This is a genomic window from Shewanella waksmanii (assembly GCF_043643685.1).
Lineage (GTDB): Bacteria > Pseudomonadota > Gammaproteobacteria > Enterobacterales > Shewanellaceae > Shewanella > Shewanella waksmanii_A.
Genome location: NZ_JBHZSN010000006.1, coordinates 268,184 through 293,854, shown reverse-complemented (window position 1 = coordinate 293,854; position 25,671 = coordinate 268,184). Strand labels below are relative to the sequence as shown.

The window sequence follows — 25,671 nt, the reverse complement described above, 5'->3', positions numbered from 1 at the left end:
TTCAATGAGTTGCTTGCTCAGCGGAAAAAGATGAACCTGTCTTTGTTAAGTACGCAAAAAAATCTTGATGACAACACTCAGGCATTAGCGACGTGTGTTGAATTGCTCAATGATGTGCCAAATAACGAGCAGCACATACTTGCCGCAAAAACAGCTGAGCAACTAGTTGTTTATCTTGGTGATAGCGATAATAAACTCACCAAGGAGCTCGATTATGAACAGGCTGATTTACAGATCATTTTACAGTTAGTCGCGCTAGCTAATTGGCCAACAAATTCGCCGCAATTTAGCGAGTTGATTCATAGGTTATATCAAAGTGAATTGCCGGAGTTAACCTGCTTGGCACCTCGCTGTTGTTTGTTTTTAGGTCAACATTTTGCCCCGGTTGAGTTCCCGTTGGCGTTAGCGCAACAACCAGTATTGTTCAATCAACACTTGCTATATCGTTTCTATCATCGATGTTTGTCTGAGTCAGATATTCAGGCTTATCGGCAGCAGTTTTCACTGTCACCGTTGACTGAGCTTTATCTCGATGTTCTATCCTACCGAGGGCAGAACTTCATTAAAATTGTTAGAAAGTTCATTGAGTTAGAATATATGGATTCGCATTTGTTTGAAGTTTTCGTGACGTCATTGCCGGAGCTTGAAGCCAGCAAACTAGTGAATATGTTAAGTGGTGAAGAACGTCACATTGCCTTTGTTATCAAAACAATGGCGTTAACTGGATACTGCAAATTTATCCCTTATTTGGCCCGATATATGATGACTGTGGAGCAGGGGCAAGCCGCTTTTATCGCAATCCGTTTAATACTGGGTTCCAAACTCGATCATTTTATTCCCTTGGAGGTGCAATTCGATAGTGACGAGCAAGCATTACCGCAACATTGGCAATACTATGGCGCTAAATTACTTGATGCTTGGCAAACGCAATCTGTCGATCTCATTCACAACCAATTGTTAGATGGCCAAACCATTACCATGGCCAATATCGACAATATTATTATCACCACCAGTCGCCATCACCGTAAATATGCCTTGCTACATCGAAAGCGACTGAAACCTAACTTGTTTACCCCGCATTTCGATATGCTTGAGTGGCATGCATGAATATTGTACTAGATGAGATCAGGCTGAATATTGGTGTTGAGGCAAATACCCTTGCGGCAATGAGCCTACCTTATGTTGCCACTGAATCACAGCTGATAGATGAATCTTATGTTGGTGGATTTAGTGACAGTTTCAATATAGATGCCTCGAACATTGATATTGAGCAGCATATTAGTCAGCTAATCGCGCCGTTACTGCAGCAAATAAGTAGCGAACACGCTGAGTTTTATCTCAAGCGACCTATATTTTGGTTGATGCCGGAAGTGACAACTACTCAGCCTGATGTGATAGAGCGTTGGTTGGCGCAATTGCAAATGGACTATCCTCAACTGTTTAAGCATGCCCAAAGCCAAATATTCCCCTATGGCCGAGCAGCTTTGCCAATTGCATTGGCGAATTTAAAGGGGTTAGTTTCTAAGGGGATCACTGAAGTTGCGCTTATTGCCGTGGATTCAAGTATTGGCGATTTATCTCGTTGCTTAGCTGAAGATTTGCTGATTCACCGAGACAGTGAGCAGGGTATTTTACCATCAGAAGGTGCCGCATTAGCCTTAATCAGTATAAAGCCTGAAGGGCTAACAGTGGAGTTTTCACAACAATCACTAGCCGTGGAAACGCAACGATATCAAGCGGTAGAGAGTTTGTTTAAGGAGGCTAAAAGCCATCTTGCAGAACGTCATATTGCTAAACTATATGCCCCAGGAAATGGAGAACCTAGATTATTGCAAGATTGGCTAGGGGGATATATTCACCTCGCTGGTTGCATTGATCAAAACAGTGAAATAGTACAAACAGCATATTACACCGGCGAGCTTGGTGGCGTGACCGGTTTGTATAATTTGATTCATATTTATCATAGCTATCGACGTGGGCGTACAAAGGGAGCTGTAGTTCAACTTGAGTTGTCTCAAAGCTTACATCATGGATTAGCGATTTATTCATGGACAGGGAATGGTCAGCATGGGTGAAAAAATAGCTCAATTTCATTTTCGTGGCCTGCATCGCCACCTAATGATTTTACCGCGTAGTGAGGCGAGTCCACAGGGTTATACGCTAGTGGACAAATGTTCTGCTCATACAAGTTGTGTAAAGGAAATCGCGCCTCATTTAGCCAAGGACCGTAACGCATTATTCCATGCGCAGCGATTATTAGCGCTAGTTGGCCAGCCGACAGAGTTGGTGCCTCGTCAGGTTGCCGGTAAGTTGAGTAAAGCAATTCAACAGGGGTTGCTGAGCGTTTACGTTGAAATGGCAAAAGACTTTCTTCATACCTCAGAGGAAACCGCTACGGCTATCGGTTCAACTAGCAGTGCACAACCCCAAGTTAAAGCGAGTGCAAAGGGAAAGGCCAGCCAATCACAGCCAACTCAAGGGCAGCAAAGCAACTATACCGCTACGGATATTCCTATCGCTGATCAAACCTGTCGCTCCGATCCCGTGTCGATGTTTTCCGGTGAAGAGATTTTAGCTGTGGTTGATTTCGAAATAGCGGCTGTTATGCCGCTTAGGTGGCAGCGACTTTATCGTTCAAGCCGTGCAAATGTTGATAGTGGTTTAGGCTTTGGCTGGCGCCATAATTTTAGTGTGCAGCTCGAGCAGATGATTGAGCCCGCTCCTAAAGTTGGGCCAAAGCAGCAAGATAGACAATGGCTCGAGCTGACTGATGAAGAAGGGCGGATTCATGTGTTTGACCCAGTTAAACTGGGTCAAACCAGCTATCAATTGGCGACGGGGTTTGCGCTCACCTATCAAGCTTTAGATAAATATGTACTGATAAAACCTGATGATAGTCATTGGAGCTTTCGAAAATATGCCACTATAAGCGGTGATGTGTGGCGACTTGATACGATTAGTAACCTTAACGGTCAGTACTTTCAACTAAGTTATGATGCGCATTCTAGGCTGGCATTAGTTTCTACCTCTCCTAAACGGGGAATTGCCCTAGGTTATAGCGCTGATGGACACCTGTTGACTGTCAATGGGTTCCATCTTGATGATAAGGGCGTAAAGCATCACCAGACACAGCCACTGGCACAATATGAATATTGTCAGCACGGCTGTTTGATTGCGGCTACCAATAGCCAAGGGTTGACAGAGCGATACAGTTATGTTGATGGGCAATCAGCATATAGAGAGCAAACCGACACACGCGAACAGCATGCGCCCGTTTGGCTGCTAAAGCAACGTACTCGTGCCTCCGGTTATAGCCACTATTTTCAGTGGCAAATAAATGGGGTTAGCAGCCAGTGTGTTAAGCAATGGGGAGACCAAAACACCTACCAGTATCAGTTTAGTTATCATTCACACCAGCAAGGTAGGCTGACTCGTTGTATCGACAGTTTAGGTAATGAGGAGTGTTTTGTTCATGATGCTCAAGGGCGTTTATTGGAATTTCTCAATGCAGAAAATCACCTCACTCAATACCGTTATGATCGCTGGGGACGAAAAATTGCCAAAGTCGATCCGCTAGGGCATGAGACTCGATATCAATATAACTCAAAAGGGCAGTTGCAAGCCCATATCCAGGCTGATGGTGGCAAGACAGTTCATCAATACAATGCTTTGGGGCAACGTATTGTAACCATCGACCCATCGGGTGCTGAGTATCGCCGACGCTTTGATGCCACCGGACGTTTGTTGTCTGAAACCTTAGCTGATGGAAGGCTACGACAATACAGATATAACGACCAAGGGTTACTAGTTGAGTTTGTTAATGAACAAGGTGTTACAGTGCGTAATCACTGGGGCTCAGAAAGCGAATTGTTAGCCCAGCAAATTGGCGCGAAACTAACCCGTTATAGCTACGATGCTATGGGGCGCGTTAATGCGGTGGTAGACCCGCAAGGATTAGTGACTGCTTTAAATCGTAATCAGCAGGGCCAAATTGTTGAACAACGTCAGTATCATCATCAACGGCCAGAAGCCTATATTATTACTGAGTTTAAATACGATAAGGCTGGTCGTATTGTCTCCAAGACGTGTCCGCAGCGTTTTCCTCGTCAGCTTGGTGTAGATGGGAGCAATCGCACTCACGCTACACGTTGGTATTATCAGGGGTTATCACAACCGAGTGAAATGCACTTGAGTGAAACTTGCTGGCTAAAGTACCACTACGACGGTGAACGTAACTTAACCAAACTACAGCGCAGTGACGGTGCTTGTATTGATTTTCGATACAATCGTACTGAACAAATCAGCAAGGTTATTGGCTTTGATGGGCGTGAGCAGCACTTTGAGTTTGATGCAGCAGACAGGTTAAGCAGCATTGTTGATGGTGAACAACGTATTATTAAATTGACGCGTGATGCTTTGGGGCGTGTTATCAAGCACAGTAGCATGTTGCTTGGCGACGCCAGTGATAAGCGTTTAGTAACACACAGCGCTCACAACCATTTTCATTATGATTCTCTAGGGCGGGTTGCTCGTGCCCATAACGACACCAGTCATCTTCAGTTGCAATACCACCGTAATGGCAAGGTAGAGCAAGCTCGTCAGGGAGTGTGGCAATTTACCTATCGTTACAATCAGCAAGGTTTGCGCGAGTCTTTGCATTTGCCTGACGGAACAATAGTGAACTATCGCTATGATGAGTTTGGCCAACTAACGAACATGACACTGAGAGCACAGGGCCGTTATAAAAAGCTGCAACCGTTAATTGCGCGAGTTTACAATCGGGCAGGATTAGTGACGCAGCAAACCTTAGGCAATGGCGTTGAGCTGCAACAGGTTTTTGATGAATATTCACGATTAACCCAGCAACATTGGCAACATCCTGATTTGGGGAGTGTGCAGTACTGCCAATATCAATATGATGAGGCAGGAAATTTAGTTAATCGCAAACAAAACACCCCAGCTAAGGTTAAGGGTTATAAAACGCAAAACTGCGATATGTTGTCGTCAAACTCAGTCGGAAACTTGTCAGAGGCTGTCGCTGGTTTAACGGTTGAAAATAGATACCAATATAATGTGCTTAATCAGCTTATTCATAACAAAAGTGTTATTTCATCTGCAGAGCATGAGGTCATCAGCGATGATGCTTATTATTGGGATGATTTTGGTAACCCCTGTAATACACAGAACTCAAGCGATGAGCACAGGGCGGTGACGGTTAAGCAAGATCGATTACTCGCACTGGGAGAGCAGCAATTTAGGTACGATCAATGTGGTAATCAAGTACAAAGTATCGCTAAAGGTGAGCGTCAACACCGGCGATTTAATGCGCTTAATCAGTTGGTTGAAATCAATGTCAATGATCGGCTAATTCGTTATCAATATGATGCCCTTGGACGTCGAATTGCAAAATTTGACCAGGGCGTTCGTATTGACTATTTGTGGGATGGTGACCAACTTATCGGTGAGCATCAGGCAGGCATTTATACATGGTACATATTTGAGCCAGATACTTTTTTGCCGATCGCATGTCTCAAGCAAGATCAAATTTATTGGTACCATTTAGATCAATTGGGGACACCTTGTGCGGCATTTGATAGTGATATCAAATTAGTTTGGCATACGAACAGCGACCCTTTTGGATTAACCTTGCAGCAAAATATAGCGGATGAGCCAGATACTATCAGCTTTAATAACCCCCTTCGGTTTCAAGGGCAATATTTTGATCAGGAGTCAGGGCTGCATTACAACCGCTATCGCTATTATTGCCCCAAGCAACAGCGTTTTTTGAATCAAGACCCCATAGGTTTAGCTGGTGGACTCAACCACTATCAGTATGCGCCGAATCCGATCAACTGGGTTGATCCGTTCGGCCTATTGTGTAAAGAAGGCCGAGATACTTTATCTGCCATGTTAGATAGTTTAGTTGGCGCAGGTATCGATCAACACACCAAAGATAAGATTTTGCAAAGTGCTATTGATAGCGCTTGTATTACCGATCCTGAAGGGAAGGTAAAGTTCTGTAAGGCTGATGGTATCAACAACCTCAATTATAACTACACTGTGCAATCAATGGATGAAGCAAGTAGCGGCCTAACCATCCGCCATAAAATGGGGGATAAGTTTAAAGAGATAGAATTATCCATTGCCGAATTTGCCGGTATGCATGAGTTTGATGGTGAGTTGGTCAACGAAGCCTGGGCGGAAAAAGGTCGAATTAAAGAAGATAACGCACGGCCGTTGATTGAAGCGCAGAAAGTTACGGGTAGTGAACAAGTTTATCAGCTAACGGAGCAACAGCAGCAAGCTTTGCAGCAACATTGTGATGAACGTGATGATGCCATGTGTGTCCGTGACAAGCACCGCCGCGGCACCGATGCTTATAATCAGCAAATTCCTCATGTGAATAAAGCGTCGGCTAAAATTGGCGAAAAAGCCGCTGACATGGCGGTTAAAGCTAAATACCCCGATTATCAATTGATTCATCCTGATGACCTAGATAATTCAGATTCGGTCTCTGGTACCTTTGATATGGTTTATCAAAACCCTCAAGGTGATGTGATTATTGTGGAGGCTAAAGGCGGTCAGAGTACGTTAGGCAAAAAGCAAATAGGTGATCAAGATTACCAGCAGGGCACGACTAATTATGCGGCTGCGATAACCGAGAGTATGAAAGCTAATCGTGAGGCTAACGCTGCAACGGATAGAAAGGCTGCTAAGGCGATACAGAAAGCTGCCTGGCGAAAAAAACAGGTTCAGTATTTACACATAGAAACGCCTATTGCAAAAACTGATACAGGCTCAAGCATTGGCGAAGTTAACATCTCCGAATTTGATATTGATGTAACAAAATTAGTAGGTTAATGATGAAGGTAGAGAGAGCATATAAGCCCGAGTTTGAAAAATATGTCCCGTTAGAGGAATGGTTAGAGACGCCTCGTGAAGCCCGTGAAGAAATGGCTGAATGTATCGTTTTAAGACGCGGTAATTTACTATTGTTTAGTGAGGAAATGTTAGATCTTGCTCGTTGGCTAACGTGGGAGACACAAACTGCCGACATCGAGAAGGAGTCGGCAACTGGCCTTAAGTATGCTTCCAAAATGTATGCGGCATTTTTTGAATGTGCCCGCGAGCCACAGAAAACCACCACCTTCAATATTTATGATTTACCCGAGGTGAGTTGGAATGGGTTGGGTTTACTAGAACAGGGCTATATAAATCCAGCAGAATGGTTTGATGCCTATTTTTTAGCGGTGATAACCCGTGACACTGAAAGTATGGATACATTGGCCAGTTTTCCGGTTGAGATTATGCGCCAAAGTGCCACTACTGCAGGTCCTGTATCCTATAAATTAGTTGAAGTGTTTCAAGCCTATCATCAGCGTACCAGTGACTTCCCTGCGCTACTTAATGAATGTATGGCTATGGCGATGAAGCAGGGCAACGATTGGGCGCTCGATATTGCCATGGGCTACCTTGAAACCTTTGCGGCGTTAACCACCAATGCTGGATTTGATTTTAATGAAGTATTGGCTAAAAACCTGCAACGCCAAGAGCAGTATTGGATACAAGAAAAGGGTCAAGATATCGTCCCTGTGTGCTCATTCATACCGCTGCAACTGCTTGGCATGGCCTGCATGTGGTATGACCGTGGTAATGAGGTCATTGTTGAAAGTGACTCACTACCACGTTTTTTAATTGATGGCCGCTATTTTTAGTCATTTTTGCTTAATCATTAGAGGTCATCTGACAGCAGGTTGTTGTGACGATGTCCCTAATTGCGCCAAGGGATTTTGGTGTGAGGCCTTACCCATCGTTAAAACCGATAGCGGTTCAAGCGTTGGTGAAGTTAACATTTCCGAGTTTGAAATTGATGCAACACGGTTAGCAGGCTAAAAAATGAAAGTAGAAAGAATATACAGACCTAAGTTTGAAAAAGTATCCTTGGAAAGGCGACTGGAGACGCCTCGTGAAGCGAGTGAAGAAATGGCCGAATGTATCGTACTACGGCGTGATAATTTACTGTTGTTTAGCGAGGAAATGTTAGATCTTGCTCGTTGGCTAACGTGGGAAACACAAACTGCCGACGTCGAACAAGAGGCGGCAACTGGACTTAAATATGCCGCAAAAATGTATGCGGCGTTTTTTGAATGTGCCCGTGAGTCAGAGAAAACCTCTACCTTCAACATTTATGATTTACCCGAGGTAAATTGGAATGGGTTGGGTTTACTAGAGCAGGGCTATATAAATCCAGCAGAATGGTTTGATGCCTATTTTTTAGCGGTGATAACCCGTGACACTGAAAGTATGGATACATTGGCCACTTTCCCGGTTGAGATTATGCGCCAAAGTGCCACCACCACCGATGACGTGGTGTATTCGCTAGTTGAAGTATTTCAGTCATATCATCAAAGAGAGCAAGACTTCCCAGTTAAACTTAATAAGGCCATGAAAGCACTATTAGCCGATGGTGATGATTGGTCACTTGATATTGGCATGGGCTACCTTGAAACCTTTGCGGCATTAACCACCAATGCAGGGTTTGATTTTAACCAAGTACTGGCTAAAAACCTGCAGCGCCAAGAGCAATACCATATTAGGGAGTCCGGTCCAGATAGAGCTCCAGTGTGCTCATTCATACCGCTGCAGCTGCTTGGCATGGCCTGCATGTGGCATGACCGTGGTAATGAGGTGATTGTTGAAAGTGACTCACTACCACGTTTTTTAATTGATGGCCGCTATTTTAAATGATAACCAAACTTTGTTAACACAGTCAGTGACCAATTAAAAGCAGACTACACTATAAGGTCAACGCACGATTTAAGCATAGGAATGCAACCGCGTATTAAGGAGGGATACACATGACCATTCAACTTTCTGGCTCAGTTGGTGTTGATGGACACAACCAAGCTAATGACATTAAAACGGTTCAAGCAGCGCTAAATAAGCTCATTCATTTGCTTGCCCCTACAAGCAAACTTGTTGTCGATGGCAGTCTTGGCCGAGTGCCTGCCAACTCGAAAACAGTGGCTGCTATCACTCAATTTCAACGAAAAATCGTTGGTTTAATTCGCCCTGATGGCAGAATCGATGTTAATGGTCGTTCCCATAGAGCCCTTAATCAAAAACTACAGTCAATCTCAAGCTCCCCGGTTGCCGTCGTGGACACTGCGGCTTTGATACAAGGCACGCCTTGGATGAAAACCGCTTTGGCCGAACAGGGTCAGGCAGAGATAGCTGGCGCTGTCGCTAATCCGAGGATACTAGAGTATTTCAAGGCATCTAAATTTTGGGGTACCGATGACTCAGGTGGCGAGAACGCATGGTGTGGTTCGTTTGTTGCGTGGGTTATGCAGCAAAATGGATATACCCCAGTATCGAATGCGTTTAGGGCAAAATCATGGATTGATTTTGGCCAAAAGATCACTGAACCAGTTTATGGTGCAATTGGGATTAAATCACGCCAAGGTGGTGGCCATGTGGCTTTTGTTGCGGGTCAAAGTGCTGATGGCCAGTCACTTTATATGTTGGGAGGCAATCAGGCCAATAAAGTGCAAATATCCAAATACTCTCGTGCTGTGTGGACAGATTTCGTGTTGCCAATGAATGCCCGTCGCGCAGGGAGGAGCTTACCCATTTACACAGCGAGTGCGAGTCAAGCTGGGAGTGAAGCATGAGGTTGGTATTATTGATGATCAATCTGTGGGTGGTTGTGGCGTGTCAGGCTGCGAGTGATACCACTGCACCACAGTTAGCGGCAGATGCGGTGGTTTCGGCATTGGTAAATACTCCATACGCAGCTAAAGTGCATGATTTTAAAGTGGTTAGTCGCGATTACCAGGATCCCAAAACACAAGAATGGCTGCGACACCATACTATTTCAGCTGATGTGCTTAATACCTATCGTGGCGCGGAGTTTGAGTTTATCGAATTTGAAATGTATACCGAGATAGATGAGACGCTCAGTTTGGATAAAGCTGCGGTTAATATCGTCTTATGTGAGAGTGAACAAGGGCAGTTATATTGGCCAGGTACCGGATCTATTTTTCCTCCAACTGCAGAAATAGATGCATTGTTTGCTCGTTCGGCCAATAGAGTTAATATTTATCAAAGTTATTTCTCATGGTGTCGATAACACCAATTTATACCTATGTACATATTGTAGCGTGTATATGTATTTAAGGGTTAGTATTAATTAGTGCTTTAATTGTTAATATTGTCGTAATTAAGCATGATTTTATTATTTATGTTGGTGTGTTTTTTGGGTTTTTGTATGCGTTTTAAAAATTATTTTTATTTAAGTTTTTGATATTGGTGATAAATATTTTTAATTTGTTTGAGTATTATGGTTTTTAATAATAAATAATAAAATTTGAAAAACACTCTGTGTGGCGGTATTTTTGTGCGCATTATTTAATGGATTAAATGAAGGTGTTATGAAATTTAGACTGTTATTTTTAGTGGTGAGCTGTCTTTATTTATCTGCATGCGCATCAACTGTAGAAGAGAAACCTAAGCCTAAACCTAAAGTGACTATGTCTAGTAGCTGTTTAGATTACGCTGTTAAAAATGGCGAGCAAGTCTCTGGATTTAAATCAGTATATTATGACAAAAACAGTGATATACCACTGGATAATCTCGATAGTAATATGTCCTGTATTGTCACTTATTTAGCTAATCACCCCAGTAAACGTATTGAAGTGCAAGGATTTACCGATGACACTGGTAGCTTAGCTTATAATCAGGCTTTAGCTCAGCGTCGAGCCCAGGGGTTAGTCGAACACTTGGTATTGCTAGGTGCTTCGCCAAGTCAATTACAAGCCTCTTTTCGTACGCTTGAAAAACAAGCTGATAAGCCATCGCTGACGAAAGAGCAGCGTGCTAAACATCGCAGGGTCGATTTCTTTGTTATTGAGGGGTAGGCGCTCAGATTTCTCTGGTCGAGATTTCAACTCACAACCCCAAAAAGCTAGGTTTTAACCTAGCTTTTTTTATTACTATAACTTTGAGGCCAATCCGTTTGGCTGTTAAGTTGATACACTGAGCAGCTTCACGGCGTTTATCCGACGAATGCCCGATATGACAATCAATTGCGTGGTAATTCAGTTGAATTGAACATGGACTGTTACCATTTGGTTTTGCACTATAATTATTGCCATAGACTTTGCCAGCAAATACGCTGAAACCGTTGAGGATATGGCTATGGTGCGCATTTTTCCTAGTATTACTGTTTCTGTTGTTCGTCAGGTTTCAAATTTGCGAATTGATTGTAAGCTGGCTGGTACGGTAACAGAGCGAGACTGCAATAATGTTGCTCCCATGTGCCAGTTGCTATTAGCCCAAAATCATGGGGTTGATCTGCTACTGGATATTAGCCAGCTGCAACATTGTAGCTTGTTGCTATTATGCAAAAAACTGCTTGTTGCAGCTAAACATCAAGATGCATTTCACCATATTGCTATTTTTGGTGGGGACAGCTGGCAACCAGTGATAGCTAAGCTAAGCCAACGCTGGATGATAGCCGATGTGAGACATTTTCATTACCGTGCTGAGGCCATATCTTGGTTAGATTCCGCCTCTTGATTAAGCGGGTGGTTTAATGACCTTTATCTTCCTTTCGGGGAACATCTGGCGTAAGTGAGGTGTTACTATCTCAGCATCTGCGCGAATTAAGATAATTGGTGACTCAGTAAATATGGATGCCGCCGCTTGATTGAGGTAGTTGGCATCTATCTGCATCAATCTTTGTAGTTGCTTTTGTCGCTCTTGCTGACTGATATTCAAGGTCAACTGGTTAATGTAATAAGCTTGAGTACTTTGGATATTGCTTGCATTAAGCTGGTATTGGCTGGTCATGTAATGGCTTAGGGCGTCCACCTCGGCAGGTGCCGCAAGTGCTGATTTGGCGAGATTGATATGATCGAGGATGCCTTGCATGAAGGTACCAGTATGTTGCACTTTGGTTTGCCCAAAAAACTTTAGCGTTGTTGCTTGAGGGTTACGAAAGCAGCGTCCGTACACCCCATACGTCAAACCGCGGGTTTCACGTAAATCATAGTATAACCTGCCGCTAAAACTGCGACCAAGCCACCTTGCAAGCAATTGGCATTGCTGTGCAGCTATTTTGGTATCGGGCAGCCGATAGCCGACTCTGACCTGTGTTTGTACGGCGCCCGGTGAGTCAATTAGGTAAATTAACTGATTACTTGCAGTTGTTGCAGCGGCTGAATCTACAGAGTTAAGGCGCTCAGGCGCCACAGAGCTATGTGTTAAAGGTTTAAGTATAGGCTTGAGTTTAGCGATGATAGCGTCATTGAGCGAGTGGCTCAATAATAAGTGCCATTGCGCACCATCTAGTAACTGGGTTTGTATGTTTGTAAGTTGTAGATTATCGAGCTCATCTTGCCACTGCGGATTATTGAGTGACTGATTGTAAGGATGCAGCTCTCCAAGAATGAGTTTCGCCCAAGCGCGATCAATTTCTGCACCACTATACGCATTAATATGTTTATTGAGTTTTAAGTTTCGCTGAATGCGCTGCGTATCTAGCGCTGCAAAACTGTCTGGTTGCCACTGTTCAACCAGTAAAGTGATAGCGTCAAACAACGCTTCGTTAGGGCATGCTAAAGATAAACTGATATGGTGCACACCAGCGCTGACCTGAAGGGTCTCTATGCAGCTCAGTGAGCTGCTATTAGCAAGCATCAATGCCTTTTGCCGAAATGCTGTTTGTATGACATCAATATCCGCCATAGGTTGTTGCGAGTTGAGCAACACTAAGTTGATGTAGTTTAACTTAGATGTTGTATGTGGCAGTTGGTGTACGCTGACATGGTCGAGTTGTTGATACAAATAGGCGTTGTCTAAGGCGTTTGAAACCTTTGCTGGAAACGTAATCTCAGGTGCGCCAGTTAAGCTAGAGAATTCGGCAATGCTTGGTGCCTGATGGGGGGTAAAGTCAACCCTCGTTTGCTGGCAGCCTTGAGTAAGCAATATGGCTAAAACAGCTCCTAGAGCGCGTGTTATTGTTCTCATAAAGCCCACTCCTCAATGGTATCAGCTAGCCCTGTAGGTAACCATTCCAAAAGGGTTTTACCCCAACGTATATACCAAGGCGGAAGAAGTTTAAGTGTGACGGTACCGTTTAAGAAGTAGTGCTCAGCGACGCTTTGTAATTGCTGTGTCGTGACGGCGTTGATGCGCTCCCAAGGGGCTGATAAAGGGGTCAGCTTGTCTTGTGTCGGAGTCGCAGACAGTTGTGTGGCGAGTGTGGTTGGGTCATCGAGTTGGGTCAAGGCTTGTATTAACCAGGCTCGTTTGAGTTGATTGAGCTTAGCCTCATCAATGCCTTGGGTCGCAATATCTTTAATGAAGGCATTAACTGATTCCGTCAGGCTATCTAAGGGAATGGAGGCTCTAGGCACTAACACTAGGTTAGTGACTCCCATGTAGTGCATTGATAAAGGTATTGAGTAACTTAAGAAAAACTCACCGTTTTTTAATCCATCTTGACGAATTAAACTATTACGATTTTGCAATAAGTATTGCTCAAGGAGGCTGACAGCCGCCGCGTCTGGATGACCTTGTCCCACGGTATGCCATGCGAGCACAAGTGCTGGCCAGGGGCCGCGTGAATCAACTATTTGTCCCTGTACTTGTTTAGCTGCGAAAGTAAATTGCTTATCTCGTACAGGTAAGGGGGAGCCCGGTTTAGACCATTGACCAAAATATTGATCAACCCAATCGTTACTTGTCTCAGGAAGTTGGCCAACTAATGTCAACTGCATATTATCAGGACGATAAAACTGGCGGTGAAACTCAGTTAGGCTTTTAGGGGTTGCTGCTTCAATGTCTTGTTTACTGCCGATAACTGCGTGGCTGTAGGGAGAGCCTTTAGCTTGTGTTAGTAGAAACTCCATAGCTTGGCGTACATAGGGTTGATTATCTATGGTTGTCGCCATCTCTTCTAACACTGTTTGCTGTTGGTTTTCTACGGTTTGTTGACTGAGTAACGGCGATACAAATCGGTCTGATTCAAGCCACAGCGCAAGCTCAAGAGCGTAGCTGGGAATCGTGGCATAATAATTGGTATATTCAAAAAACGTGCTGGCATTAAAACGGCCGCTGAACTGCGCCATGGTCTGTGCATAACTGTCACCGGGTGCCTGCTGACTGCCTTTAAATAACATATGCTCGAAAAGGTGAGCATAGCCGGACTGGCCTGTTAACTCATCTCGCGATCCAACCGCAAACTCGCTTGCAATGACAACATTGTCTGCTGTTGGCAAGGACAGTGTTCTAACTTGTAGGCCATTGTTAAGTTGGCGATACTGAATTTTTTGCTCAATCTCATACAGTGGCTTAGCAAGGGAGTCGAGGCTGGGCTCTATAGTTGCCGCATTGGCTAAGTGAGGAAATAGCCCTAGTGCGATACAGTGGGCTGAAACTAAAAACCAATAAAATGCAGACGTTGGTAACAACAGTTTTGCAGGGCGGCTGTGCATGTACTCATTCCAGTTGAGATGACTTAATGATTCGGGTCCTTTGATCTTTTGCGATTGAATTTTGCTTGAATAAATTTCTTACATAGTGCTGCAAATAGTGTTGCAAAAATCATCTTGAAAGATCATTACGCCTTAATATAAAGCTTCATTTGGTTAAAGCAACTTTGTCAGTTAGCTGTTTTTGTGTTGGTAATAGCCTTGTCAATTAACGAGGTTGTTTGCTTTTGATACTGACAGAAGAAACGTGGGTAGTCTATGGACGGAAGACTACCCAGTTTTTTTAGGGTTATTTATATAATGAAGGCGCGTCTTTTTCAGGACGAGTTTTGAAGCGGCGATGGAGCCACATATATTGCTCCCGCTTTTGATCTATGATTGATTCAATAATCTTATTGCCACGAATGGCGTCTTGTATCTCATCTTCGCCAGGGAAGTTGTCTAAAGGCGCTTCTATCTTAATGGTATAGCCACTGTCATCATCATTACGTACGACAACAAAAGGAAGTACTTTAGCTCGGCCCAATTTGGCTAATGTGGTTGCCCCAGTGATGGTTGCCGCATCTGGGACGGCATAAAACGGAATAAAGGTCGCACTAGAGCGGCCAAAGTCCTGATCGGCGGTATACCAGATCACATCTGGATTACGTAAGCAGCGCACCATCTGTCTAACATCTCGCTTAGGTACCAAAGCTTTATTTGAGCGCAGCCGCCCTTTAACTTGAAGATATTCCATCACCGGGTTGTTATGTGGGCGGTAAACGCCGACACCAGGCTGGAATTGGCCAAAGATCCTTGCTCCCATCTCTAAAGGTAGACAGTGAACTGCAAATAAAATTACACCATTACCTGCTTGAAGTGTTTGCTCCACATGGTGTTTTCCTTCTATTTTCATGTGTCGCTGTACTTTTTCATCCGACCACCACCAAGCGTTAACGGTATCAAAGATAGCTTTACCCGTTTCTTGAAAGTTCCTTTTTAGCAGTTGTTGGCGTTGCTGCTCAGGCATGTCGGGGAAACATAAGGTTAAGTTTCGCTCAGCGGTGTTTACCCGGCTCCCGAGAAGTTTCATCGCTAAGCTACCTATGGCGCTACCTAATTTCATTTGCCACTTAAGGGGCAAAATTTGGGTTAAACGCATAAAGGCGACACCTAACCATAACAGCCAAAACTTGGGATGATACAGGTGAGAGGAAAACTGGGCTTTGTCGATCACGGCTAACTCATTATTTTCTGACTATTGGGTTATTCTAACTTAAATTTTCGATAGTATTAGTGAGATTATTAGATATTTATAACAAATAGATAAACGCTTGTGTCTGTTATTGGCGACATGAGCTCAGGTTACCTGAATTTATTTTCTTTTAGTTGGTGAATCGCGAGGGCGATTTTGCTGTTATGTCAGGGAGTGAAGGCGATTTGAATACTTGGTTGTTGGTGGCCAGCAGTTGGCTTTGGACGCCACTGAGTCAGGGGCAAGCCTTGGTGTGTTCAATTACGGCACTCGAGCAATGTATTGCGCAAGTGCCAAAGCATGTCGCCCATAAAGTGCCAAATACCTTATCCCAAGCACAACAGGCATTGGGGGGACGAGGGGCGCTAGTGTACCCCTTTGACGATGCCAGTATAGAAGGTTTGGTATTGTTGTCTGAATCTGCCATTCCGACTCAGGTTTCCGCTTATTGGAATGAGCAAACCTACTCTTTACCTTTGAAACAACAATATGAGTTAACCCTTTGGCATGAATTAGGACATATAGAAATTGGCAAATTACAGCCACAACAAGCCCCCTGGAGTGCCTATCAGCATGAATGGTTAGCTGATGTGTATTTGGTTTGGCGATTGGCGCTCGAGCGACGAGATGAAGCGTTGGCATGGCAACAATACCATCGCCGCAACTTAGCTCTGATGACTGATGTTGCAGCTATGAGTCATTGGTCTTCACCTATTCTTTGGCAGCTATTTCAGCGTTACACTTGGTCAGAGTTAGGTGAGTTTAGTGATTTTCAAAGTTTGTTTAATGATTTTTATCCTCACTGTCATCAATATAGCAAAGATGAATTAGCGGAATATGCCAGCTTAGTTGGCCGAACTTTTGGTCGCGGCCGCACGTTTTCACTGCCCAACTATATGTTTTGGCGTCGGCCTGCATTAGGTCAATACCTACAACCAACTTTATCTACGATGATGGGGGAAAGGGTGGCCAATGACTGGCTATTAGAGCATCAAATGTACACAAGTGAGTAATGGTGACACGACGTAGAAAACAAACAGGGAGCCGAAAGCTCCCTGTTAATATGTAACTGGTCTGACTTGCTATGCATTCGAGCGGAGTTAGTTGGGGCGTCCGTCTCGGCGTTGTCGTAACACTAGCGTAGGGTTAAAGTCGATATCACCCTCATCATTAATCGTGACTAATTGATCATCTTGCTTTGCTACTGCGGTACTTTGATTGTTATTGCGTCTAACAAATAGCAATTGGTAACCCAGCTTCGCTAACGTATAGAAAGCAAAACGTTGTGCGGTAGTCAGTCTATGCCAGTGTTCGTCAATGTCTGGTTGTGTGATCCTTCTTTCACCCAGATCTGTAAAAGTGTGACTCAGTGCCGATGCTTGCATCTACACAGCTTCCTTAATGATTAAATCATAATATTTTGCGACCAGTAGCTATATAAGCAGATGTTGAATTTTTATGCAAGTGAAGCCAGTCGCATTTTACAAGCCGCAGGTTGAATTGATTGTTTTGCAGAGCAAACATTTGATAGATAAACTTATCCGCTGATTGGGGCTAGCCAATCCCGCTGCGAGTAACGTATTCTATGGTCGACATCGGTAGTGTTATAAACTGACGTTATCGACATGGAGTTAGAGTGCTGCAGTATAGGAGTTAAGCACGATATGGATATTAAACCATCAGCTGTGACCGATCCCCAAGGTCAACAGCAACCCGCGCTTAAGCGTTTTCCCACTTTAGATAATCGTGAGCTGGTGAAAACCAGTTTTTGGATTAGCCAGATATTTATGATTTTGGCCACGGTTGCCGGCGTATATTTGGCCGCTCAAGAGGGCCTGTCACAAGCTATCACTTTCGACTCGTTGACAAATCAACAGAATAACTACTACTTGCGTCACGCGTTATATGATGAAGTTGCTGATAATGTCGATGAAATTGATAATTACGTCGCTGTCATAGTGACTAAAGCCGCCCATGAACGTAAGAACTTTCGACCAATAATGGCAACGTTTGTTTGGGATAACATGCGTTACTCACCCCACACATTGGAAACCCCTAGCTCAATACTGTCGCAAACACGACGGTTTTATATGAAGTCAGCCGATATTGTTGATAAGGTTGAGCGTGGATTTTACGGCGCCGCATACGGTGGCAAACTCTTATCGGCGTTGACCGAGCAGATGCGCCAAACTACGTTACCTATGCTTAAACAAAGTTACACCGAGCTTAAGCAGACGCTACGTGAAAATGATATTGAAGTGGAATAAACAGGGATATTTATGTCAATACGTTGCCCAAGTTGTCAAAGCAGGCAGTTTACTATTTATGATTTTCACGGTGAAGAAGTCGATAACTGCCAGAAGTGTGGTGGGTTATGGTTTGAAAAAGGAGAATTAAACAGCGCGCTATCTAGCGCGGATAACGGTGATGACCGTGTGCGTTTAGAGCAGTCGATGGGGGAGTTCTTAGGTATCTCTGAGCGTCACTGCAGCCATTGTGATAAGTCGATGGAACACTATTACTTAATGGCAGGCTATGAAGTTGAGATAGACGTATGTGATAGTTGCCACGGCGTTTGGTTGGACGCCGATGAAACCCAAAAAGTGGTGGACTCTCCAAAAATAAAGCAATTGCTGGCTAAGTTAGACAAGCAAATCAATATGAAAACTTGGCTATTTCAGTACTTATCGCAGATGCCTGTTGAATACAATGTGAAGCCAAAAACTACGGCTTGGCTTACCTACTTGTTGATGGTGCTCAATATTGGCATCTTCGCCGCCTATGGTTTTAATTTACCGCTAGCTGAAGTCGTTATTGAGCAGTTTGCAATGCGCGCTGATCAATTACTTGCAGGACAACAGCCGTGGACGGTGTTAACTCACATGTTTCTCCATGGCGATTTGATGCATTTAGCTGGCAATATGTATTTTCTCTATGTGGTAGGAGACAATTTAGAGGATGCACTAGGTAGAGCGCGTTTCTTAGGCTTGTATTTACTGTGTGGCTTAGCGGCCGCCGCAGCGCAAATTGCGGCAGATCCACAATCAAATATCGCTATGGTGGGCGCAAGTGGCGCCATTGCGGGCTTGTTTGGTATGTACTTACTGTGGTTTCGTCATGCTAGCCTGACTTTCATGTTTATCATTTTTCAGAAAAAAGTCAGCCCAATTACCTTTTTCGCTATCTGGTTGATATTTAATATTATTGGAGTGCTCTCTGCTGGGCAGGGGGTAGCCTATTGGGCTCATATTGGTGGGTTTGTCGCCGGCTTATTGCTTGGGGTGGGGTTGAAAAAGTCGGTAATGGCCAATAATCCTATATTGGCGATGCTCAATCGGTCGGAATTGAAAGTTCAGCGCTAATGATATCGGTAAGCAGGTGTATGCTTTAGCACCTGCTTACTTAGTTTAATTGTCCCGAAATTATTGGGTTAAAAATGCCATTGCAGCGTTACGGTTTGGTAGTTACTTCCCCCTTTAATTCGCCCAAACGCCGAGCTGGTTTCGAAGATGCCAGAACGGTGGTGAATACTGTAACCGAGCCACAAGTTTTTCATTCTTTGACTGTTGATGATATCGCCAATGTTGACTTCAAATGAGAAGTCTAGGTAGTTGAGCAGTTTAGATGGCTTGTAGCCTTTTTCTGCGATTTCTGATCCTTCAATATAAGTAAGATTACTGACATAGGACAGGCCTTCTGCGACCCCTAAGCGCCAACGTGGACCAAGCTTAAAGGTGTAGAATGCCTTGATGGCGACAACGGCCTCAATAATATCGTTTTGTACTTCAGAGTCATAATGCCATACCGCACCAGGGGTGAAATACAACTCGATCGGCAAAGTAAATAGCGTGTCAGTTAACCTTGTGCCGTAAAACAAGGAGGTCATTTGGTTATTGTAGGGGTCTTTTTCAGCGTTGCCCGATAAAATATCATTGAGGTTTGATGGGGTCGCCCAGCCATGAGCAATACGCAAGAATTGGTCGTTATCTTCTGTTGCACTTGGGTTTTTGTAGTCAAACCGCTGTTTGCCAGGCTCGGGGAAAAAACCAAATCCGAGGAAGCTTTCATACTGATATTGACTGTCAATCGTTGGCAAATCCGCGATACTGTCTTCAAGTCGACCGACGCCGAACTTGCCTAATAGGTAGAGGTTACGTGACACATGGTAACGGGCAGTGATACCAGCGTTGAACTGCAACCCTCCTTCAGCGTCATATTTGTCAACACCATAATAGTATTGGTTAAATTTATCGGTTTTCCATTGGAATTCTGCATAAGGGATCAGATCCCAATCACCACTATGCCAATGGTATTTGGTTCGTGTATACATGTAACCACGTTTGTTGGAGTCCGAAAGTAGTGCAACATCGGCTTCCCATGGACCGTGATTAAACTTGTACTGTAATCCAAAATCAAAAGCTTGGGCTTGAGATTCATTTTGTAGTTCTTTGGGGATGTCTACAAATCGAAATCGGGTATAGGCGTTAACTTGGTGAGCATCATTTTTCCAAAGGTGTAGTCCGGCCTCCATACCGTCAATGAATCCATAAGTGCCTTGATACTTGAGCAATGGCAATACATCGTATACTTCATCATCTTCAACAGCGTATGGAATGTCCCCTCGACGAACGCCGATAGCTATGCCCCAGGTGTCATATCGCAGAGCATCGGATATCTGTGGTTGCGTATCTTTGATTTCATCATTGTCGCTTTGAGGGTCGCTGGCATAGGCCAAGCTCATAGGGAGTATTAATAAACTAATCAATTTACTGAGCTGGCAAGACATATATCGAATCATAGTGACGCTGTATTCCACACGAAAGGCTATTACATGAATAATGATAAAGGAATGTTATCAGGATAGTGGATTATTGGCGAATCGAACTGAAATGACTGGCCAATGAAAAGGCTGCCGAAGCAGCCTTTGTAGATGATGTTAATCGGCCTCTTTAAGGCTTTGAGTTAAATCGACAATCGCTTTCTTACCGTCACCAAACAGCATTAATGCGTTATCTTTGGCAAATAGCGGGTTAGGTAATCCTGCAAAGCCAGGGCTTAAAGAACGCTTGACCACCACCACGGTTTTAGCTTTATCTACGTTAAGAATTGGCATGCCATAAATAGGGCTGCCTTTATCTTCGCGCGCCATTGGGTTAGTCACATCGTTTGCGCCAATGACGATAGCCACATCGGTTTGCTCGAACTGTGGATTGATCTCATCCATCTCAATCAGTTTATCGTAGGGCACTTCGGCTTCGGCTAACAGGACATTCATATGGCCTGGCATCCGCCCCGCAACAGGGTGAATAGCGTATAGCACTTCTGCGCCGCGCCCTTCCATTACTGACGCCAGTTCACGCACAGCGTGTTGAGCTTGAGCCATTGCTAAGCCGTAACCTGGCACGATTACAACACGCTCTGCGGTTTCAAGTAGCATAGCAACTTCTTCAGGAGATGATGAGGTCACCTTTCCGGCGTAGACTTCATCGGCATCGACCGTATCACCGCCTTCAGCCATAACACCGAACAATACATTGAATAATGAACGGTTCATCGCCTTACACATGATTTGCGTTAGGATAATTCCCGATGCACCGACTAACGAACCTGAGACGATAAGTACCGTGTTGCCAGTGATAAAACCTGTTGTTGCCGCTGCAATCCCCGAATAGGAGTTCAGAAGTGCAATCACAACCGGCATATCTGCGCCACCGATAGGAATAACCAGCAATAGGCCAAGTAATAGTGCGACACCAACTAAAGCGTAAATGAGTGCGGTATTGCTTGGATCCATTACAACGGCAATAGATAAGCCTAAAGCACTGGCAAGCAGCAGAGCATTGAGCACTTTATTACCTGGCACTTTGATCGGATTACCTGAGATGAGTTCCTGCAGTTTTGCAAATGCCACAAATGAACCAGACAAAGTCACTGCGCCGATAAGCACAGTTAAACTGATTGAGACTAACGCCACTGTATGGTTTGCAGATTCAGGGTCAAGGAAGTTGGCCAATGCGATAAATAGCGACGCACCACCACCAAATCCATTTAGCATAGCTACCATTTGTGGCATGGCAGTTACTTGAATCTTGGTAGCCATGACAGCACCAATGGTACCGCCGAGTAGCACACCGGCGATGATCCACTCATAGCTGAGAATGCTTTGGTCGAGTAAGGTTACCACCACCGCAATAAACATACCTAATGCAGAAAGTTGGTTACCACGAACCGCAGTTCTTGGCTTGGTGAGCCCCTTAATGCCTAAAATAAATAAACTGGCAGCCACAAGGTAGGCAAGATAAATAATTGTCATACTCATGCTGCATTATTTCCTTTTAAACATAGCTAACATGCGATTGGTCACCATATAGCCACCAACCACATTGATCGTGGCTAAAACCACGGCGATAAATCCAAGTACATTGACCCATAAACCGGCACCGGAACCTGCTGAAAGTAATGCACCGACTAAAGAGATTCCTGAGATCGCATTTGAGCCTGACATTAGCGGCGTATGCAGGGTAGGTGGTACTTTAGTTATTAGTTCGACACCCAAGAAAACGGCGACCATAAATAAAGTCAAAAGCAGTAATAGTTCCATTATGAAGCCTCTTGGTTGTCTGCATTTAATGCAGGTAAATCGAGTAGCTCACGTAAGCGAGCATTGTGGACTTGCTTGTTGTGGGCTGCCACAGTGTCTTGGACGATCTCATCTTCGAAATCAAGTACCAAGTTACCTTCATCGTTCACCAACAATTTCAGTAGGTTTTCAATGTTGGTGCCATACATTTGGCTTGCATGAGTGGCCGCGGTTCCCGGCACATTAGATGGGCCAAGAATGGTTACACCGTTATGAACTACCACTTGATCTAATTGGGTAAGCTCACAGTTACCGCCTGTTTCCGCCGCCAAATCAACAATAACCGTGCCTTGTTTCATGGCATCGACCATTTCCTTGGTGATCAAAATCGGTGCTTTACGACCCGGAATCGCTGCCGTGGTAATAACGATATCTTGCTGGGCTAGTACATTAGCCATTGCTTGTTGCTGACGCTTGAGGAAGTCATCACTTTGCTCAGTTGCATAACCACCTTTGGTTTCGGTGTTTTCAGCTTCTAAGTCAAGTTCAACAGGCTTAGCGCCAACTGAAATGATCTGTTCTCTTGCAGCTGGGCGGATGTCATAAGCTTCAACGACAGCGCCTAAGCGTTTAGCGGTTGCGCAAGCTTGCAGTCCCGCAACGCCGACACCCATGATGAATGCCCGTGCAGGTTTTAAGGTACCTGCTGCAGTCATCATCATTGGGAACAGGCGAGGTGCCTGATGCGCAGCAAGTAGTACTGCTTTGTAACCGGCGATGGTTGCCATTGAAGATAGGATATCCATGCTTTGAGCCCGAGTAATTCGAGGTACAAGCTCTAATGCGATGGCCGTTGCACCGGTTTCAGCAAATGCTGCTACATTTTGCGCTTGGGCTAACGGATCCATCATACCAATGACAAACTGATGAGGTTTTACGACAGCTTTTAGCTCGTCGAATTGAGTCCCTTTGCAGTTTACAACTGTGATGATATCCGCATCAGCAATGATCTGATCACGGGGGCTAATGGTGGCACCAGCTTGTTGATATTCTTCATCGGTATAACCAGCCTCAAGGCCAGCTCCGGATTCAACAAGGATCTGGAGGTTCAGTTTGATAAGGCGAGTCACATTAGCTGGAATTAACGCGACGCGCTTTTCTCCAATTTGACTCTCTTTTAGTAGACCTAGTTTCACAGAGGAAACCTCTTAGTTAGGGACAGACGTCGTTATTAATATCTTGTAGGGTTATTATTGTGGCTCGTCTAACTTCAGACACAAGCGCGAATTTTTCATAATCCGCGTTTTCGCACTGGTCAGAGCAAAAAGTTTGCGCTAGGCCACATTTTTTTCGCTGCGATTCTGTGCTAGACACCACTTTTTCTTATAAAAATTAGCTTTCGCCCTCACTTTTGTAGCTCAATATTTCGCCTTTGCATATTCCAAAAACGAATTAAAAATTAGATTTTATTCTTTTTTGCTTTTCATGCTAACGGCTAAGCTAACTCAATTACACTGATACAGGGCCGTCCTCATGTTGTTAAAAGAGCTATCATCACTGGCTTCTCCGCTGTCTCCAGGACAAGTGGATAAGCTTAAGCAACTCACCGCAGAACTCAGCGCCGTGCAATTGGCTTGGGTGAGTGGCTATCTATCCGCCAGCGCAGAATTGGGTGGCGCTGCCGCAACAACCGAGAGTGCGCCTGAACAAACACTAACGATTTTATATGGCAGTCAGACTGGTAATGGTCGTGGTGTGGCAACCGACTTGGCTCAAAAAGCTCAGGAACAAGGTTACGCAGTCAACTTGATCTCTATGGCTGACTACAAAGTCCGCCAATTAAAGCAGGAAACTCTGTTACTGGCTGTTGTTAGCACCCACGGTGAAGGGGAAGCCCCTGATGATGCCATTGAGCTACATAAATTCTTAGCATCAAAACGCGCACCTAAGTTAGATAATCTACATTATTCGGTGTTGGCATTGGGTGACTCTAGTTATGAGTTTTTCTGTCAAACCGGTAAAGATTTTGACCAGCGTCTGTCGGCGTTGGGTGCCAAAGCATTAGCGCCAATGGTTGAATGTGATGTTGACTATGAGTCAAATGCCGAGCAGTGGCAGCAAACCGTACTCGAAGCCGTGAAGCCTTTGATAGCGAGCTCAACGAGCAGCGCTAATGTGGTATCTATCGGTAGTGCAGCCTCCAGTACCCAAATGTACAGTAAGCAAAAACCTTATACCGCCGAACTACTGGTTAGCCAAAAACTCACTGGCCGAGACTCTGATCGTGATGTGCGTCATGTTGAAATCGATTTAGGTGAATCAGAACTGAGTTATCAGCCCGGTGATGCATTAGGTGTTTGGTTCAGTAATGCTGAAGATTTAGTTGATGAAATCATCAACAAGTTAAGTTTAGATGCTGACGAAAGCGTGACCATTAAGGATGAGCAGTTAACGTTACGGCAGGCACTAATTAGTCACCGAGAAATTACCCAAATCCACCCATCGCTGGTTCAAGGCTGGGCGCAACTTAGTGGTGATGAACAGTTAACAGCATTGAGCGAAGACCGAGAACAGTTACGCCAGTTTGTGCTAAACCATCAACTTGCTGATCTAGTTGCTCAATACCCTGTTGAGATTACCGCATTCCAACTTGTTGAGTTATTGCGCCCGATCACCCCGCGTCTTTACTCGATTGCGTCAGCGCAAAGTGATGTAGAGTCTGAAGTGCATCTGACGGTGGCATTGGTTGAAGATGAGCGCGAAGGTGTTGCGCGTTTTGGCGGGGCTTCTCGTTTCTTAGCTGAAAGCGAAGAAGGTGCTGAAGTGAAGGTATATGTAGAGCCAAATAACCACTTCCGTTTACCTGAAAATCCGCAAACGCCAGTGATCATGATTGGCCCTGGTACCGGTGTTGCACCATTTAGATCTTTCATGCAAGAACGCAGTGCTTTAGGGAACACCGGCGATAGTTGGTTATTCTTTGGTAACCCTCATTTTGAACAAGACTTCCTCTACCAAACTGAATGGCAGCAGTATTTAAAAGATGGCACCTTGAGTCGTCTAGACTCTGCATTTTCTCGTGATCAAGCCCATAAGATTTATGTTCAACATCGCATTGCTGAGCAAGGTGAAACCCTGTGGCAGTGGCTGGAGGCTGGCGCGCATATTTACGTATGTGGTGATGCCGAGCGTATGGCAAAAGATGTGCATCAAGCATTGGTCGATTTAGTGGCTAAGTATGGCAGTAAAAGCGAGGAAGAGGCCGAAGCTTTCTTAGCGACATTACGTAGCGAAAAACGCTATCAGAAAGATGTGTACTAACGTACCGATGAATACGAAGCACATCATAAAAATTTAAT

21 protein-coding genes are annotated in these 25,671 nt (G+C 44.5%); 13 read left to right on the top strand and 8 right to left on the bottom strand.

The window, feature by feature from the left end; translation table 11 throughout:
* Positions 1–30: 30 nt before the first annotated feature.
* From ACHUFW_RS11915 to ACHUFW_RS11875, 9 genes are all read left to right on the top strand, one after another.
* Complete coding sequence (locus ACHUFW_RS11915) at positions 31–1,107, top strand: hypothetical protein (RefSeq protein ID WP_394203305.1); 1,077 nt, start codon at positions 31–33, stop codon at positions 1,105–1,107.
* Complete coding sequence (locus tag ACHUFW_RS11910) at positions 1,104–2,075, top strand: hypothetical protein (RefSeq protein WP_394203303.1); 972 nt, start codon at positions 1,104–1,106, stop codon at positions 2,073–2,075. Before ACHUFW_RS11915 ends, ACHUFW_RS11910 begins: the two co-directional genes overlap by 4 nt.
* Positions 2,068–6,861 carry an RHS repeat-associated core domain-containing protein gene (locus ACHUFW_RS11905; RefSeq protein WP_394203301.1) on the top strand — a complete coding sequence of 1,598 codons (4,794 nt, stop codon included), beginning with the start codon at positions 2,068–2,070 and terminating at the stop codon, positions 6,859–6,861. The genes ACHUFW_RS11910 and ACHUFW_RS11905 overlap by 8 nt, the downstream gene beginning before the upstream one ends.
* Positions 6,861–7,715 carry an immunity 49 family protein gene (locus ACHUFW_RS11900; RefSeq protein WP_394203299.1) on the top strand — a complete coding sequence of 285 codons (855 nt, stop codon included), beginning with the start codon at positions 6,861–6,863 and terminating at the stop codon, positions 7,713–7,715. Before ACHUFW_RS11905 ends, ACHUFW_RS11900 begins: the two co-directional genes overlap by 1 nt.
* Positions 7,716–7,896: 181 nt before the next feature.
* A complete protein-coding gene (locus ACHUFW_RS11895) occupies positions 7,897–8,748 on the top strand; it encodes an immunity 49 family protein (RefSeq protein ID WP_394203298.1) in 852 nt (283 codons plus the stop codon).
* A 110-nt stretch (positions 8,749–8,858) separates the two neighbouring features.
* Positions 8,859–9,674: a TIGR02594 family protein gene (locus tag ACHUFW_RS11890; protein WP_394203296.1), complete on the top strand. Its 816-nt coding sequence runs from the start codon at positions 8,859–8,861 to the stop codon at positions 9,672–9,674.
* Positions 9,671–10,132 carry a hypothetical protein gene (locus ACHUFW_RS11885; protein WP_394203295.1) on the top strand — a complete coding sequence of 154 codons (462 nt, stop codon included), beginning with the start codon at positions 9,671–9,673 and terminating at the stop codon, positions 10,130–10,132. Before ACHUFW_RS11890 ends, ACHUFW_RS11885 begins: the two co-directional genes overlap by 4 nt.
* 301 nt (positions 10,133–10,433) lie before the next feature.
* On the top strand, positions 10,434–10,919 hold the full coding sequence (locus tag ACHUFW_RS11880; protein WP_394203294.1) for an OmpA family protein: 486 nt from the start codon (positions 10,434–10,436) through the stop codon (positions 10,917–10,919).
* 280 nt (positions 10,920–11,199) lie between these two features.
* Positions 11,200–11,580 carry a SpoIIAA family protein gene (locus tag ACHUFW_RS11875; RefSeq protein WP_394203293.1) on the top strand — a complete coding sequence of 127 codons (381 nt, stop codon included), beginning with the start codon at positions 11,200–11,202 and terminating at the stop codon, positions 11,578–11,580.
* Here ACHUFW_RS11875 and ACHUFW_RS11870 read toward each other — a convergent pair whose 3' ends face one another.
* The 3 genes from ACHUFW_RS11870 to ACHUFW_RS11860 all read right to left on the bottom strand — a co-directional run bounded on the left by ACHUFW_RS11870 (position 11,581) and on the right by ACHUFW_RS11860 (position 15,714).
* Positions 11,581–13,032, bottom strand: a complete 1,452-nt coding sequence (locus ACHUFW_RS11870) for an insulinase family protein (protein ID WP_394203291.1) — start codon at positions 13,030–13,032, stop codon at positions 11,581–11,583.
* Positions 13,029–14,501 (bottom strand): M16 family metallopeptidase, encoded by a 1,473-nt coding sequence (locus ACHUFW_RS11865; protein ID WP_394203290.1) that lies wholly within the window; start codon positions 14,499–14,501, stop codon positions 13,029–13,031. Before ACHUFW_RS11865 ends, ACHUFW_RS11870 begins: the two co-directional genes overlap by 4 nt.
* Positions 14,502–14,787: 286 nt before the next feature.
* The gene (locus tag ACHUFW_RS11860) at positions 14,788–15,714 is read right to left on the bottom strand and encodes an LpxL/LpxP family Kdo(2)-lipid IV(A) lauroyl/palmitoleoyl acyltransferase (RefSeq protein ID WP_394203288.1); all 927 of its coding nucleotides are present in this window, start codon (positions 15,712–15,714) and stop codon (positions 14,788–14,790) included.
* Positions 15,715–15,896: 182 nt separating this feature from the next.
* On the opposite strand from ACHUFW_RS11860, the gene ACHUFW_RS11855 reads away from it, so the two are divergent.
* Positions 15,897–16,745, top strand: a complete 849-nt coding sequence (locus tag ACHUFW_RS11855; RefSeq protein WP_394203286.1) for a hypothetical protein — start codon at positions 15,897–15,899, stop codon at positions 16,743–16,745.
* 87 nt (positions 16,746–16,832) lie between these two features.
* Here the strand turns inward: ACHUFW_RS11855 and ACHUFW_RS11850 are convergent, their stop codons facing one another.
* Complete coding sequence (locus ACHUFW_RS11850) at positions 16,833–17,117, bottom strand: hypothetical protein (protein WP_394203285.1); 285 nt, start codon at positions 17,115–17,117, stop codon at positions 16,833–16,835.
* Positions 17,118–17,396: 279 nt separating this feature from the next.
* Here ACHUFW_RS11850 and ACHUFW_RS11845 point away from each other — a divergent pair, with 279 nt between their 5' ends.
* Together ACHUFW_RS11845 and ACHUFW_RS11840 are read left to right on the top strand one after the other, a co-directional pair.
* The gene (locus ACHUFW_RS11845) at positions 17,397–17,999 is read left to right on the top strand and encodes a hypothetical protein (RefSeq protein WP_394203284.1); all 603 of its coding nucleotides are present in this window, start codon (positions 17,397–17,399) and stop codon (positions 17,997–17,999) included.
* Between the two features lie 12 nt (positions 18,000–18,011).
* Entirely contained in the window at positions 18,012–19,094 is a 1,083-nt protein-coding gene (locus ACHUFW_RS11840) for a rhomboid family intramembrane serine protease (protein WP_394203283.1), read from the top strand.
* A gap of 68 nt (positions 19,095–19,162) precedes the next feature.
* On the opposite strand, the gene ACHUFW_RS11835 is transcribed toward ACHUFW_RS11840, so the two are convergent.
* From ACHUFW_RS11835 to ACHUFW_RS11820, 4 genes are all read right to left on the bottom strand, one after another.
* The gene (locus tag ACHUFW_RS11835) at positions 19,163–20,530 is read right to left on the bottom strand and encodes a MipA/OmpV family protein (RefSeq protein WP_394203281.1); all 1,368 of its coding nucleotides are present in this window, start codon (positions 20,528–20,530) and stop codon (positions 19,163–19,165) included.
* 138 nt (positions 20,531–20,668) lie between these two features.
* The gene (locus tag ACHUFW_RS11830; RefSeq protein ID WP_394203280.1) at positions 20,669–22,051 is read right to left on the bottom strand and encodes an NAD(P)(+) transhydrogenase (Re/Si-specific) subunit beta; all 1,383 of its coding nucleotides are present in this window, start codon (positions 22,049–22,051) and stop codon (positions 20,669–20,671) included.
* A gap of 6 nt (positions 22,052–22,057) precedes the next feature.
* Positions 22,058–22,333, bottom strand: coding sequence for an NAD(P) transhydrogenase subunit alpha part 2 (locus tag ACHUFW_RS11825; protein WP_394203278.1), 276 nt, complete (start codon positions 22,331–22,333; stop codon positions 22,058–22,060).
* On the bottom strand, positions 22,333–23,508 hold the full coding sequence (locus ACHUFW_RS11820; RefSeq protein ID WP_394203276.1) for a Re/Si-specific NAD(P)(+) transhydrogenase subunit alpha: 1,176 nt from the start codon (positions 23,506–23,508) through the stop codon (positions 22,333–22,335). Before ACHUFW_RS11820 ends, ACHUFW_RS11825 begins: the two co-directional genes overlap by 1 nt.
* 337 nt (positions 23,509–23,845) lie before the next feature.
* Here ACHUFW_RS11820 and ACHUFW_RS11815 point away from each other — a divergent pair, with 337 nt between their 5' ends.
* Positions 23,846–25,633, top strand: coding sequence for an assimilatory sulfite reductase (NADPH) flavoprotein subunit (locus ACHUFW_RS11815; RefSeq protein ID WP_394203274.1), 1,788 nt, complete (start codon positions 23,846–23,848; stop codon positions 25,631–25,633).
* Positions 25,634–25,671: the final 38 nt, after the last annotated feature.

Bases quoted from the DNA above. Each gene is read 5' to 3' on its own strand.
- ACHUFW_RS11830 (WP_394203280.1), bottom strand. From the start codon at position 22,051: ATGAGTATGACAATTATTTATCTTGCCTACCTTGTGGCTGCCAGTTTA.
- ACHUFW_RS11840 (WP_394203283.1), top strand. From the start codon at position 18,012: ATGTCAATACGTTGCCCAAGTTGTCAAAGCAGGCAGTTTACTATTTAT.
- ACHUFW_RS11890 (WP_394203296.1), top strand. From the start codon at position 8,859: ATGACCATTCAACTTTCTGGCTCAGTTGGTGTTGATGGACACAACCAA.
- ACHUFW_RS11815 (WP_394203274.1), top strand. From the start codon at position 23,846: ATGTTGTTAAAAGAGCTATCATCACTGGCTTCTCCGCTGTCTCCAGGA.
- ACHUFW_RS11845 (WP_394203284.1), top strand. From the start codon at position 17,397: ATGGATATTAAACCATCAGCTGTGACCGATCCCCAAGGTCAACAGCAA.
- ACHUFW_RS11880 (WP_394203294.1), top strand. From the start codon at position 10,434: ATGAAATTTAGACTGTTATTTTTAGTGGTGAGCTGTCTTTATTTATCT.
- ACHUFW_RS11905 (WP_394203301.1), top strand. From the start codon at position 2,068: ATGGGTGAAAAAATAGCTCAATTTCATTTTCGTGGCCTGCATCGCCAC.
- ACHUFW_RS11855 (WP_394203286.1), top strand. From the start codon at position 15,897: ATGTCAGGGAGTGAAGGCGATTTGAATACTTGGTTGTTGGTGGCCAGC.
- ACHUFW_RS11870 (WP_394203291.1), bottom strand. From the start codon at position 13,032: ATGAGAACAATAACACGCGCTCTAGGAGCTGTTTTAGCCATATTGCTT.
- ACHUFW_RS11885 (WP_394203295.1), top strand. From the start codon at position 9,671: ATGAGGTTGGTATTATTGATGATCAATCTGTGGGTGGTTGTGGCGTGT.
- ACHUFW_RS11910 (WP_394203303.1), top strand. From the start codon at position 1,104: ATGAATATTGTACTAGATGAGATCAGGCTGAATATTGGTGTTGAGGCA.
- ACHUFW_RS11900 (WP_394203299.1), top strand. From the start codon at position 6,861: ATGATGAAGGTAGAGAGAGCATATAAGCCCGAGTTTGAAAAATATGTC.
- ACHUFW_RS11895 (WP_394203298.1), top strand. From the start codon at position 7,897: ATGAAAGTAGAAAGAATATACAGACCTAAGTTTGAAAAAGTATCCTTG.
- ACHUFW_RS11850 (WP_394203285.1), bottom strand. From the start codon at position 17,117: ATGCAAGCATCGGCACTGAGTCACACTTTTACAGATCTGGGTGAAAGA.
- ACHUFW_RS11865 (WP_394203290.1), bottom strand. From the start codon at position 14,501: ATGCACAGCCGCCCTGCAAAACTGTTGTTACCAACGTCTGCATTTTAT.
- ACHUFW_RS11875 (WP_394203293.1), top strand. From the start codon at position 11,200: ATGGTGCGCATTTTTCCTAGTATTACTGTTTCTGTTGTTCGTCAGGTT.
- ACHUFW_RS11915 (WP_394203305.1), top strand. From the start codon at position 31: ATGAACCTGTCTTTGTTAAGTACGCAAAAAAATCTTGATGACAACACT.
- ACHUFW_RS11825 (WP_394203278.1), bottom strand. From the start codon at position 22,333: ATGGAACTATTACTGCTTTTGACTTTATTTATGGTCGCCGTTTTCTTG.
- ACHUFW_RS11835 (WP_394203281.1), bottom strand. From the start codon at position 20,530: ATGATTCGATATATGTCTTGCCAGCTCAGTAAATTGATTAGTTTATTA.